Genomic DNA, 12,941 nt, shown 5'->3' on the forward strand with positions numbered 1-12,941 from the left:
CAAACCCAAATGACAATATAGGTGCAAGATACTCTATAGTGGCTATTTTAGAAGGCTTTGACTCTCAAGAGGAGTATGAAGAGCAGTTTGAGAGTAAAAATGGGATGGGACTTGAGTATGAGGCTCTTGAAAAATGGTTCTACGAGTCTGCTCAAAAGCATTTAGATGTTATTGGGTGGTGGTTTGAACTCGATAATGTGATGTAAAATGAAAAATACTCATATTAATTCTCAATACATAGAGAATATTGATTTTTTTAATTGGCATGATAAAGTTCGTATTGAAGGCAATCTTATCATATATGAAAATATTTCTTTTAAAGATGATGTTGTTCTACATTCTAATAATTGCTTGACCAGGACATGTGATAGATATAATAAACAGTTTTATTGAACACCTTTATATTTTCAGCAGTATTGATGCTTCCACTCATCCAATAGTTTTTTTATTTCACAGGCTAAGTTTAGGCTATTTATATTATCAGTTTTTAATTTCAATAAGAAAGTACACAAGAAGATAAGTTCTCAAATCAACTCTTCTAAAATTAAAACAATAATGAAAATTTCATATTCATATGCTAAAGTACCAAAGTGATTATTCTATTGGGAGTTGTGAAATGATGTTTAACAAGATGCAGTTAAAGACAAGGTTATATTTAACACTTGGAGGTTTGATATTTTTAGTCTTTATCATCGGTGAGTGGAGCTTGTGGCAATCTTCTCAGATCAATAAACGAGTCGATAATATTTACACACAAGAGGTTGTTCCTTTAGAAAACATATCACATTTAAAGGGTGCTTTGTATAGAATACGAGATAGAAGCTTACGACTACTTGATGCAAAAGAGCCTTTAGAAATCAAACATCACAAAGAGATTATAGCCAAGCAGGTACAAAGAATTAAAAAAGAACTTGACTTTTATGACAACACCAGACTCTCAAAAGAGGAGCAGTTAGAGCTTGAAAAGTTTCAAACAAATTTTCAAGAGTATCTTTCTATTATTTACAATAAAATTTATCCTAATCTTTTAAAAAAGAGTGAAAACGAACTTGAGCCAATTCTCTACAAAGAGGCTATTTTTGAGTTTCGCCAAGCAAGAGAGGCACTTAATGAACTCTCAGAATACCAGATACAAAGAGCAAAACTGAGACACCAACACTCTGATGAGATTTTCAGTAAGCAAGTTATTATAATTCAGCTTATTATTTTAGTTATAGTAAGTTTCAGTGGTTTTTTTGCAAAAATGCTTATGAATTCTATTATAGAACCAATTAAGCAGATAAATGAGGTACTTACTACCATTTCTCATGAAGATTTTTCTAAGCGTATTCGTGTCACATCAGAAGATGAGTTGGGGAAGATGTCTCAGATGCTTAACAACAGTATAGCGATGCTACAAACGACTTTTCATGAGCTTTCAACTCTAGTCAATTATGATAAACTGACAAATCTGCCAAACCGAAAAATGTTTCAAGAGGAGATAGAGAAGTGCATAAGTAGATGTCACAAAAGTGATGAACTCTTTGCAGTGATGTTTATTGATGTTGATAATTTTAAAAATATTAACGACACTTATGGACATACAACGGGAGATAAACTTTTGGAGATTATTGCAAAAAGGATGAAAACACATATTCGCTCCAATGATCTACTTGCACGACTTGGTGGTGATGAGTTTGCCATACTGCTTCAAAATATCAAAAATCCAACAGTACCTGGCAATATCGCAAACAAAATTCTAGATACTATGCAAAAACCCATCTATATAGACCAGCATACTATCTTTACCTCCATATCTATCGGTATATATGTTTCAGACCACCAAAACGAATCACGCGAAAGAATACTCTCATATGCTGATGTTGCGATGTATGCTGCAAAAAATTCAGGAAAAGCAAAATACATCTATTTTAATAAAAAAATGTATGAAAAACAAGAATCTGAAACATTGTTAGATATTCAACTAAGAGATGCTGTAAAAAACAGAGAGTTTCGAGTATTTTTCCAGCCTATAGTCGAGCCAAAAACAGAAGCACTCTACGGCGTTGAGACACTACTGCGATGGGAGAGAGATGGAGAAGTTATCGCTCCTGCTAAGTTTATAGCCAAACTTGAAAGTAATGGGATGATTCTAGATGTCACTTATATGATTATAGAAGAGGTTTTTGAGATGATAGAGCGAAGAGGATTTAAAAATGTAGTTTCCATAAACCTTTCCATCTTACAGTTTTATGATGAAAACTTTATCCCATTTTTAAAAAGGGTATTGCAAAAGTATCCATCAATCAACCCTCAAAAAATCTACTTTGAGATAACAGAGAGTGTTTTTGCTCAAAACAATGATCTTATTTTTAGCACTATGGAACTTATTAAAAAGTTAGGCTTTAAGTTTTCTTTGGATGATTTTGGGACCGGGTACTCTTCATTATCGTACATTAAAGATTACCCAATTAATACTATAAAAATAGATAAAAAATTTGTTGACAATCTTTTAGATGATGTAAGAGCACAAGAACTGCTTGAAGGGATTGTCTATTTGGCAAAAACACTGCATCTTACTATTGTTATAGAGGGAGTTGAAGATGCTGCAACACTCAAAAGTGTCACAAAACACAACAGTGTAAAAATTCAAGGTTACTATTTTTACAAACCAATGACAAAGGAGTCATTTGAGAGACTTTTAGATTAAATATGAAATATATTTCATATTTAAATCATCATAAATTCATATCGGTTTGCTAGTATTAGATAACTTTAAACAAAGGTGCTTATATGTTGAAAAACATTACTATTAAACAACAACTCCTCATTGTTCCTGTCGTAATCTCCCTTGCATTTATCTATCTCTATTTTGCTATTGATTCAAATTTGGACAAACTTGAAGATAAAAGTCAAAAAGCTTCCATCTCCAACAAAATTGTTAAAGAGATGCTAGAAGCAAGAATAAACGAAAAAAACTATATACAAAGAAAAGATGCAAACTATGCAAATGAGCTTCAAAAACTTGTGCAAGAGAGTTTACAAGAAGCAAATGCTTTAAAGAAGAGTTTTAAAGATCCACAAAACAAGCAACTTGTTCAAGATGTTATAACAAACATAGAGCAGTACTTAAGCCTATTTGAAAAGTTTCAAAAATTTCGAGATGCTTCTTTGGTAGAGGAAGCAAAAATGATACAAGAGGCGAAAGATGTTGAGATAATTGCTTCAAAAGTAAGAGATATTCAAAAAAGACAGCGAGATAAAGTCATACGCACCTCAAAAGATGTACGAGTAATAGCTGATGAGATAGAGGAGGCATCTTTAGCAAACAAAATAGTAAAAGAGCTTTTGTTTATGCGAATAGCAGAGAAAAATTACCTTCGCCGTAAAGATATAAAGTATCAAGACCAAGTAGAGGAATACATCAGAAATATTGAAAAACTCTCTTTACATGTAAAAGATGTTTTAGACTCTCCAAAAAACAAAAAAATGATAGATGATATTTTAAAGGCTTTAAGTGAATATAAAAAAGCTTTTTATACTTTTAGTGAGCTGCGTGAGGAGTCACTTCAGGTAAATAAGCAGATGAAAAAAGAAGCAAAAGAGGCTCAAGAAGCTCTTATGGCATTAAGAGAGGATCAAAAGCAAGAAAAAGAGAAACTCGCTCACAATCTTCAAATGCAGTTGATTACTCTTTTTACAGCTATAGGTTTAGGTGTTATTGTTTTTATGCTTTTTGTATCTACAACTATTAGTAGAAACCTTATGCAGATAGCGAATGCTGCAAAAAATTTAGCTTCTGGAGATGGTGATTTAACAAAGAGAATCCATATTGAAGGTAAAAATGAATTGGCTAATGTTGCCAAATATATTAATCAATTTATTGAGAAGGTTCAAAATGCCATAAGTGAAGCTAAAACAGTCAGTAATGAAGCCTCATCAATATCAAACGAACTCTCTGCTACATCTTTAGAGATTGGCAAACGGGTAGAAGATGAAGCTACTCTTGTAAAATCTATCAACAACGATACAGATCAAACAACACAAGAAGCAGAGTTTGTTGATGATACAGTTCAAGAGATGCAAAAGATCTCACAAAACTCTTTTGAAGCACTAAGTGAAACAACAGCAAAAATAAATACTCTAATCACTACAGTAAAAGACTCTAGTGTTAAAGAAGAAGAGCTTGCACTGAAGATGCAAGAGCTTAAAGAGAGTACCAATGATGTAAAAAGCATACTTGAACTCATAGGTGATATAGCGGAACAGACAAACCTGCTCTCACTCAATGCAGCCATTGAAGCAGCACGAGCAGGAGAGCATGGACGAGGTTTTGCTGTTGTTGCTGATGAAGTAAGAAAGCTTGCAGAGAGAACCCAAAAAAGTCTTACAGAGATAAATGCCACCATCAATGTTGTTGTGCAGTCAGTTGATGAATCAAGCGATAATATGCAAGAAAACGCAAAAGAGATAGCTCAAGCAGCTGAACAGGCAGGTGATGTAGAAGAGAGCATAGACAGTGTTATGGATGCTATAGAAAAATCAAAATCAATGGCACAGGAGAGCTCTTTAGCTGTAGATAAACTCAAAAACAGAGTTGTTGACATCTCCAAAAATATGGCGAAGCTCAATGATGTATCTATCACTAATGCAAGAAGTGTTGAAGAGATTGCTGCAGCAGCTGAGCATCAAAATGATATCATTGAAAAATTAAATGCTCAACTTAGCAGTTTTAAAAGTTAGAAAATGCACAAGCTAGTACTCATTGGAGCATCAACAGGTGGACCAGGGCATATTAAAAAGATAGTCCAACATTTGGATAAAAACACTAAAGCATCATTTATAATAGCCCAGCATATGAACAGTAATGTAATGGAGAGTTTTACTACAGAACTCTCAAATGTTTCCAAGTTACCTCTACACCTTGTAGAAGATAAAACAAAGATTGAACAATCTTCTATCTATATATGTAAAACAAGTTCGAAGTTCTCAATCCAATCAGATTCTATCTATTTAGACTCTTTAGATAAAGAAACACTTTATACACCAAGCATTGATGCTCTTTTTGAGTCTGCACTTGGATGTTTGCCTCAGTATGGAGTTACAGCTGTGATTTTAACAGGTATAGGTGATGATGGATCAAAAGGGATGGATTTACTTTATAAAAAAGGGGCATTGTGCATAGCTGAAAGCAGTGAGAGTGCTAAAGTTTATGGTATGCCAAAAGCAGCATATGAACTAAATCAAAGCATTGAAATCATGCATATTGACAATATAGCCAAATATCTTCAAAATGTTTAATTTTTTTAGAAAAAAAGCTTTAAATTCTCTTGAGTATTCTCACGAGACTAATAGTGTCGAAGTAAATAGAAGTGCTAAAAAACAACTTTATATATACATTGAGAAGCAATCAGGAATAATTTTAGATGAAAACAAACCTCTTATTGAACAAAAAATAGTCGATTATTGTAAAAATAATAATATAGCCTCTTTTTCTAAACTTCTTGAGCATATTCAAGAGAGTACATTTAATTTTGAAGAGTTTATAACCCTCATTACGATTAATGAAACCTACTTTTTTCGTGAGCATACACAGATTCAAGAAGCTTTAGAAAATTATAAAAATACTCATAAAAAATTACATATTTTATCTCTCCCATCTTCAACAGGAGAGGAAGTTTATAGCATTGTTATTACTGCATTAGAGATGAATATAAGTAATTTTACAGTTGTCGGAGTTGATATTGACAAAAATGTTATACAAAAAGCAAAAGAGGGGATCTATAAAGAGCGTTCACTTCATAGAGTCAAACAAGATATTATAGAAAAATACTTTACAAAGAAAAATAATAGTTTTTATGTAAAAGAGGATGTTAAAAAGTTTGTAGAATTTCATATTGCCAATATATTTGAAACAAATCTTACTAAGCTTGGAAAATTTGATATCATTTTTTCTCGTAATATGTTTATATATTTTAATAATGAAAAGAAACTTCAAGCTTATAAACAGCTACAAAAGTTAAAAAAAGAGAATACAACAAACATTTATCTAGGACATGCGGATGTATCAAGTCAACTAGAACATTATATTAGGAGTTGAAGTATGAAAAAAATCTTTTTAGGTACTGCTTTGGTAGCATTTATATCTGTCAATATACAGGCAGAAATTATTGCTGACAGACCAGGTTTTAGTACAGGAACATATACAGTGAAACCTGGAAAGTTTAACATTGAGATGGGATACAATTACACTTTTGACACATTTTCATCTCAAAACAATACTCAAGATTTTCCTCTTTTTGAACTTCGTACAGGGGTTACAGAAGATATTGAGTTTGATTTTTTATGGGATGGATGGAGTACTACAAAAGATTTTAAGGAGAGCCCTACATCTGATATAACCATAGGTGGAAAATATAGCCTCATTAAAAATGAGAAATATAATTTTACATTTATGACACTTGTAACATTGCCAACAGATAGGCAAAGCAGCTTTAAAACAGAAAATATTTCACCACTCATTGGACTTTTGTGGGATTATACACTGAATGAAACTATCTCATTTTTTGGAACATTTCAATCAAGTACTTATAGGGATGAAAAACGAATCTATGATTTTCAACCTGCAGCTGGAATTACTTTTAGCCATACAGAGAAGTTTGCCAGCTTTATAGAACTCTATTCCATCATACCATCTTCATCAATAATACCTACGGAAAAAGTAGTCGATGGAGGTTTTACATATTTACTACAAGAGAATATTCAACTTGATATAAACGGAGGATTAGGACTCAATAGAGAGTCTGAAGACTTCTTTGGACTTGGCATTGCAATAGAGTTTTAACTAGTGTAAAACTTGACTCCTACAAAGGTTCCTTTGCCTTTTTTGCTTCGAATTTTTATAGAGGCACTGTGAAGTTCAAAGATCCAAGTTGCCAAGCTAAGTCCAAGTCCATACCCATCACTATTTGAAAAAGCATTTTCACCTCTATAGTAAGGATGAAAAATTAACTTGAGTTCTTTTTTATCTATTCCTATGCCGTAATCAATTATTGCAAGAAAAATAAAGTTTTTCTTTTTTCTAAGGATAATTTTTATCCTCTTATTTGGTAATGAATATTTTATTGCATTATCAATAATATTTCCAATAGCATGTTGAAGTAGTTTTTCATGTCCGTGCATTGAGATTGCTTGATTAATCTCTATATCTATTTTGAGCTGTTTAGCTTCTATCTCACTTTTTTTTGTGTCTAATATAGAGTAGAGGATATCATTGAGTAAAACCCGTTGCATAGAGTTGTTGAGTTTTTGTATATTATTATTTGAGACATAGAGCATTTGAGAGACTATGTTTTCAAGACTAGTTATTTTTTGTATAAATGCTCGCAACTCTGTTGCAAGATTATCTTGAAGTGCTGTGTAGTAAAGAGAGTATTCTAGCTTAGCTTTAAGCTCAGCAAGAGGTGTTTTTAGCTCATGTGCCATATTTGCATTAAATGATTGTGCAACTTTATTTTTTTGATTCAAATAAAAGATTATTTTATTTACCTCTTCTACAAACTGTTTAATCTCTTGAATGTTTTTAGGTATACAAAGAGGTTGGATATTATCATGTAAAATCTCTTTTTCAATACTGATAATAGTATCTGTTATATAACTATTGAGATGCACTAGTTTTATTTTTAGCCAGAGAAAGTAAAGAATGGTAAAAATATTAAATATAATGTAGTATTTTATATATGGCTCTAAAGAGTTCAAATTTTCTAAAAAAACTATATGAACTAAAAGCAGTGTTAGTAAAAAAAGAACTTTTTTATATCTCAAAAGTCTACTCAACAATTTTATAACCAATACCTCTTACAGTGTGTATGATTTTTGTATCTTTAGAACTTTCTATTTTTTTTCTGAGATTATAGATCGTAACATTCAAAAGATTTGGGTCTATAAAGTTTTCCATATTCCATATATAATCTATAATCTCGGTTTTTGAGACAACACTGTTTTTTCTTTTCATTAGTAGCAGAAGAAGATTAAATTCATTGTTTCTTAATTCTATAATTTTATCTCCTTTTTTTAGTTCTCTTGACATGATGTTAAGTGTTAAGTCTCTTACTTTGAGAATATGACTTTTTATGTTAGTTAAGCGTTTTGAGAGTGCACGGACTCGAGCCACAAGTTCTATGAAACGAAAAGGCTTTGTGAGATAATCATCAGCTCCTTTGTTGAGTCCATCAACAATATCGTCACACTCATCACAGGCACTTAACATTAAAATAGGTACACTATTGCCATTGTTTCTAAGTTCAGTACAAAAAGAGCTTCCATCACCATCAGGAAGTACTTTATCTAATATAATAACATCATAAGTTTTCATCTGAATATATGATTTGGCTTCATCAATTAGAGATACACTATTGACATGCATCCCCTCTTCATATAAACCTCTAGTGAGTGTTGCTGTTAGTTCTTTATCATCTTCTACTAAAAGAATGTTCATTTATACTACTCTCATATTTAGGTTTATAGTTATTATTTTACAGAAACTTGACAAAGAAAATCATTAAGTTTGATTAATCTTTAAAGCTATCACGAATTTTTAAAAATTTATCTAAATTCTCAAAAAAGAGATCAACAAGTTTTGGATCAAAATGTTTAGCACTCTCTTCTTTAAAAAGTGCTAATATTTTTTCAAGTTCCCATGCTTTTTTATAGACTCTATCACTTCCAAGTGCATCAAAAACATCAGCAATTGCTGTTATACGACCAAAAATATGAATCTCATTTCCTTTTTTTCCTCGAGGATATCCGCTGCCATCCCATTTTTCATGATGTGTATATGCAACTACAGCTGCGGCTCTGAGTGTTGGTCTTTTTGATACTTTTAAGATATTAAAACCTATTTCAGCATGTGTTTTCATAATCTCAAACTCTTCAGGGGTGTGTCGTCCAGGCTTGTTCAAAATAGCATCAGGGATGGCAACTTTTCCGATATCATGCATCGGAGATGCAATAAAAAGTAGATTGGCATTTTTTTCACCTAGTCCAGCTAAAAGTGCAAGAAGCTTAGAGTATTCTGCTACTCGTTTTACATGGTTTCCTGTCTCTTGAGATCTACTCTCACCAATCTCACCCATTGTGTAGATAATCTCTTTTTGTGTCTCTTCAAGCTCTTGATGCACTTTGACAACTTCAGTTACATTGTGCATCAAGTGCACATACTCCTGTATGTCTTCATTTTTATCTATAAGTGGGTAAATAAATGTATCGGTATAGAAACTTTTTCCACTTTTGTCAATATTTTCAAATAAAAAAGAGACAGTTTTTTTATCTTGTAACTGCTTGTGCAATTTGTCGCAATCACCTTGTTTTATATGTTTAATCGCTCTAATAGATTTACACTCTTTTCCATATAACTCATTTTTTGAGTAGCCACTAAGTTGTAAAAAGTTATCATTTACATAGATGATTTTTCCACTTTTATTGGTTTTCATAACAGAAATAAAACTATTTGTAGCATCTTCATGCTGTTTTAAGTAGTTTAAATTATTTCCTGATATCTCAAGGTTTTCTTCTAAAAGCTCCTTATATGCTTCAAGTTCACTGATATCAGTACGAATTGATATAAATTCTACAATATCACCATTTATATCTAGTATGGGCTTAATAGTACTTTTTATATAGTAAGGATGTCCCATTTTAGTACGATTTTTGATGACACCTTTCCATGTTTTTTTTGATAGAATCGTTTTCCACATTGTTTTAAAAACTTCTGCTGACATATCGGGATGCCTTACTATATTGTGGGGTTTTCCTATAAGCTCTTCTTGGGTGTACCCAGAAACCCTGCAAAACTCATCGTTTGCATAGGTAATAATCCCTTTTGTATCTGTTTTTGTTACTAAAGAGCTCTCGTCAACTATCTCTTTATACTCAGAAACCATCTGTTGTGAGCAAAGCAGTTGCACTCTTTTTCGATATGTCGTTACACTTAAGTCAACTTTTAATGTGAACTCTTCTATGTTAAAGGGCTTTTTTATAAAGTCTGAAGCTCCTAGTTTTAAAGCAGAACGAACCACTTCAGGGTCATTGCTTGCAGAGAGGATGATAACAGGAAGATGACAATATTCAGTCATTACTTTTAGCTCTTGAAGAAGCTCTAAACCATGTTTGTCAGGAAGTTCCATATCTAAAATAAGAGTACTGATACTATTGCTATACAGTATCTCTAAGCCCTCTTTTGCATTTAAGGCAGTAAGTACATTGTAGTTCTTTACATGTAATAGAGATTCTAACTGTTTACACATAAATTTTGAGTCATCTATAACCAAAATGGTATCTTTTTTATTGATTTCTACATTTTCAATAATTTTTGCAATTGATTTTAGAGAATATGAAAAAGTCTTATCTTTTACAAGATAATCTAAAATTCCTTTTTTAAAAAGTGTTTCTCTAATCTGAACATCAACTTCAGACGTCAAGATGATTAATTTGGCTTGGGAAATTTGTTTTATTGTATCAACAAGTTCTTCACCAAAAGCATCAGGAAGATTAAGATCTAAGATAATAAAGTCAAAGTGATCTTCTTGAAGAAGATTTTGTGCATCATTGAGAGTGTATGCTTGTTTACTCTTAAAGTTTTTGTTTTTAGAGAGTTCGCTAGAAATAGCTTTATTAAACATCTCTGAATCTTCAACAATTAATATATTGTACTCAACTTTTTCATCAATTGTATGATAGATATCATCACAATAAAGCATTATTTACCCCCCCCCCATTAGAGGTCTTTTCCTGTAATATTTTATCAAGTATTTTAAAAACATCCATACTGTTTTTCTCCATTGTTTCAAAATCTTCGAGGTATTGTTCAAAATGAAGATTTTGTTTCATTTTTTCAAAAATCTTTTTTGTTGAGTTATGCACAATGGCATGAGGAGACTCTAAAAATTTGTAGCTTTTTGTTTGTGAAAACTGTTTTTCTCCATCACCTTTCTCATACCACTTACCAAGTCTACAATTATGATGATCCACAAAAGAAAACTGCTCTTTTGCAGTTAAAATAGAATAGTAAGTATTGATTTTCCATAACACATGATCTAGTTTTGCCAAAGACATAAAAGTATGATTATTTGAAAGATACATTGTATCAAAAGTTTCAAGAAGTTGTAAAAAGTCTTGTTGTAAGTATCTACTTAATCGATTCATAGATTCATTGGAATTTTGAATTAAGCTTTGCATCTCTACAGATTGTTCTGAGACACTACTGACATCCTGTTTCATAGATTGCAATGAAAGTCCTATCTCTCCTACAGCTTTATCAGTTTTATCTGCTAGTTTTCGCACTTCATCAGCAACAACAGCAAAGCCTCGACCATGTTCACCCGCCCGAGCTGCTTCAATGGCAGCATTTAAAGCAAGCAAATTGGTTTGATCTGAAATATCTTTAATAAGTTGCAGTATTAGTGAGATATCTTCTGTTTTGGAAGATAAGCTTTCAATATTTGTAATAGACTCATCCGCTAAAACTGTTAAACCCGATAATTTTTCTACAATTTCATTAATTCTCTCTATGTCCATTTTTATACTGCTTGAGAGTTCTGTAGTTTTTTCTAAACTGTTTTTAGAAGCATCAATAGCATCTGCCATATTTTTTTGTATATCACTAATGTTGTTTTTTAAATTATTGTTTTGTAATTGTGCGAGTGTGTCAAATGCAGAGTGCATACAAGAGGAATCAGTATCTTGCACTTTGAACTCTTGCAATTCTTTTGCAAGATCATCATAATCTTCCTGTAACTTTTCATGTTCAGATAAAAGTTGGTAATACTTTTCTTTGTATTTATTTTTAAACATCGATAATGCCTTATGTACTTTTAATTACTTAGGATTATAGTTAAGTATTGTGAAATTTATATTTATTATTTATGAAGTTTATTTCATAAATAAAATCTAGTAGTATCAAATGCAAAATAAGAATCTTTCTAAAGTTGATTAATCTTTATTATGTAGAGCTAAATTGGAATTTTCTTTACGATTTAGTTCTTGTTTTATAATTTCTTGTGCATCAATAAAACTTTTCCCATGTATCCTTAAATAATCATCAGCGATTGGAAATGTATGGTAAATATCGGTAAAATCATCCCACCAAGGATGATTTCCTTGAACCCCCATGTCACCTATTAGGCAACTACCTGGAAATTTTTTTCCATAAAATATAGCAAAAAATTCTTTACTTTCAAGTTTTAATCCATAACATTTAAGATAAAACATATTTGACTTAAGTTCTTTTACAAGTCTATATAAATCATATATTTGACTTCTCCCTCCAGCTCCTACATGATTGCTAATATGCCAAATTTTTGTACAAACCATATAATACCAATCAGAAAATCCTAGCATAATAAATGTTTCAGCGATATCTGATTGATTTTGAATAAAATATATTCTTTCTGGATTGAGTTTTATAATATCATTTAAATAATTCATTGGACTATAGTATAAATATGAAACCTCAAATGGATGACCTTTGCCCTCATTAAGCCAATGGTAATTAATACGAAAAGTGTGACAAAATTGCTTGATGAAGTCAAATGTAGGTTCAATACGTCCTGTGACAATATTATCTAAGATACTTCTTTTTTCTAAGTTTAAAATTTCTGATAAATTGGCAATAGTAAACTTGTTGTATTCGGAACGATTTTCATTCATTAGAATAATTATTTGCTGAAACCGCTGTGCTAATAACATGGATTCAGTTTCTATTTCTACAATAGGAGGATTTATATTTGGAGAGGTATTTTGTGTAACAGTCACATATTCTTGATCTGATTTCTTTAAACTTTTGTCAATTTTATTAGCAATCCAACTTGCTATTATACTTAATCCAAAATCCGGTGGTGTCATATACAGTTTCCTCAAATATATTTGTAACTTGATAACATCTTATCATAAAAAAAACATAGAAG

The 12,941-nt window shown here is 31.5% G+C and carries 11 protein-coding genes; 6 read left to right on the forward strand and 5 right to left on the reverse strand.

The genetic code is table 11. The features are described 5' to 3' along the window. The 6 genes from MNY27_RS02705 to MNY27_RS02730 all read left to right on the forward strand — a co-directional run. Positions 1 to 206, forward strand: a 206-nt coding sequence (locus tag MNY27_RS02705) for a hypothetical protein (protein WP_346391830.1), incomplete at its 5' end; no start/stop codon positions are given. A 410-nt stretch (positions 207 to 616) separates the two neighbouring features. After that, on the forward strand, positions 617 to 2,689 hold the full coding sequence (locus MNY27_RS02710; RefSeq protein WP_346391831.1) for an EAL domain-containing protein: 2,073 nt from the start codon (positions 617 to 619) through the stop codon (positions 2,687 to 2,689). An 83-nt stretch (positions 2,690 to 2,772) separates the two neighbouring features. Continuing rightward, on the forward strand, positions 2,773 to 4,722 hold the full coding sequence (locus MNY27_RS02715; protein ID WP_346391832.1) for a methyl-accepting chemotaxis protein: 1,950 nt from the start codon (positions 2,773 to 2,775) through the stop codon (positions 4,720 to 4,722). 3 nt (positions 4,723 to 4,725) lie between these two features. Beyond that, positions 4,726 to 5,280, forward strand: a complete 555-nt coding sequence (locus MNY27_RS02720) for a chemotaxis protein CheB (RefSeq protein WP_346391833.1) — start codon at positions 4,726 to 4,728, stop codon at positions 5,278 to 5,280. After that, the gene (locus tag MNY27_RS02725; RefSeq protein ID WP_346391834.1) at positions 5,273 to 6,079 is read left to right on the forward strand and encodes a CheR family methyltransferase; all 807 of its coding nucleotides are present in this window, start codon (positions 5,273 to 5,275) and stop codon (positions 6,077 to 6,079) included. Before MNY27_RS02720 ends, MNY27_RS02725 begins: the two co-directional genes overlap by 8 nt. 3 nt (positions 6,080 to 6,082) lie before the next feature. Continuing rightward, on the forward strand, positions 6,083 to 6,823 hold the full coding sequence (locus MNY27_RS02730) for a transporter (protein ID WP_346391835.1): 741 nt from the start codon (positions 6,083 to 6,085) through the stop codon (positions 6,821 to 6,823). Here the strand turns inward: MNY27_RS02730 and MNY27_RS02735 are convergent. The 5 genes from MNY27_RS02735 to MNY27_RS02755 all read right to left on the reverse strand — a co-directional run bounded on the left by MNY27_RS02735 (position 6,820) and on the right by MNY27_RS02755 (position 12,879). Further along, positions 6,820 to 7,650, reverse strand: a complete 831-nt coding sequence (locus MNY27_RS02735; RefSeq protein ID WP_346391836.1) for a HAMP domain-containing sensor histidine kinase — start codon at positions 7,648 to 7,650, stop codon at positions 6,820 to 6,822. The two genes, MNY27_RS02730 and MNY27_RS02735, sit on opposite strands and share 4 nt — an antisense overlap. Before the next feature lie 157 nt (positions 7,651 to 7,807). After that, a complete protein-coding gene (locus MNY27_RS02740; RefSeq protein ID WP_346391837.1) occupies positions 7,808 to 8,476 on the reverse strand; it encodes a response regulator transcription factor in 669 nt (222 codons plus the stop codon). Positions 8,477 to 8,549: 73 nt separating this feature from the next. Further along, positions 8,550 to 10,736, reverse strand: coding sequence for a response regulator (locus MNY27_RS02745; RefSeq protein WP_346391838.1), 2,187 nt, complete (start codon positions 10,734 to 10,736; stop codon positions 8,550 to 8,552). Further along, positions 10,723 to 11,829, reverse strand: coding sequence for a methyl-accepting chemotaxis protein (locus MNY27_RS02750; protein ID WP_346391839.1), 1,107 nt, complete (start codon positions 11,827 to 11,829; stop codon positions 10,723 to 10,725). The genes MNY27_RS02745 and MNY27_RS02750 overlap by 14 nt, the downstream gene beginning before the upstream one ends. 138 nt (positions 11,830 to 11,967) lie before the next feature. Continuing rightward, entirely contained in the window at positions 11,968 to 12,879 is a 912-nt protein-coding gene (locus tag MNY27_RS02755; RefSeq protein WP_346391840.1) for a hypothetical protein, read from the reverse strand. Between the last annotated feature and the right edge of the window lie 62 nt (positions 12,880 to 12,941).

This window comes from Sulfurimonas sp. NWX79, from assembly GCF_039667035.1.
GTDB classification, from domain to species: Bacteria; Campylobacterota; Campylobacteria; order Campylobacterales; family Sulfurimonadaceae; genus Sulfurimonas; species Sulfurimonas indica.

What these genes read in the sequence shown, in the direction of transcription:
- MNY27_RS02755 (WP_346391840.1), bottom strand. Translation starts at nt 12,879, where the DNA reads ATGACACCACCGGATTTTGGATTAAGTATAATAGCAAGTTGGATTGCT.
- MNY27_RS02740 (WP_346391837.1), bottom strand. Translation starts at nt 8,476, where the DNA reads ATGAACATTCTTTTAGTAGAAGATGATAAAGAACTAACAGCAACACTC.
- MNY27_RS02710 (WP_346391831.1), top strand. Translation starts at nt 617, where the DNA reads ATGATGTTTAACAAGATGCAGTTAAAGACAAGGTTATATTTAACACTT.
- MNY27_RS02720 (WP_346391833.1), top strand. Translation starts at nt 4,726, where the DNA reads ATGCACAAGCTAGTACTCATTGGAGCATCAACAGGTGGACCAGGGCAT.
- MNY27_RS02750 (WP_346391839.1), bottom strand. Translation starts at nt 11,829, where the DNA reads ATGTTTAAAAATAAATACAAAGAAAAGTATTACCAACTTTTATCTGAA.
- MNY27_RS02745 (WP_346391838.1), bottom strand. Translation starts at nt 10,736, where the DNA reads ATGCTTTATTGTGATGATATCTATCATACAATTGATGAAAAAGTTGAG.
- MNY27_RS02730 (WP_346391835.1), top strand. Translation starts at nt 6,083, where the DNA reads ATGAAAAAAATCTTTTTAGGTACTGCTTTGGTAGCATTTATATCTGTC.
- MNY27_RS02725 (WP_346391834.1), top strand. Translation starts at nt 5,273, where the DNA reads ATGTTTAATTTTTTTAGAAAAAAAGCTTTAAATTCTCTTGAGTATTCT.
- MNY27_RS02715 (WP_346391832.1), top strand. Translation starts at nt 2,773, where the DNA reads ATGTTGAAAAACATTACTATTAAACAACAACTCCTCATTGTTCCTGTC.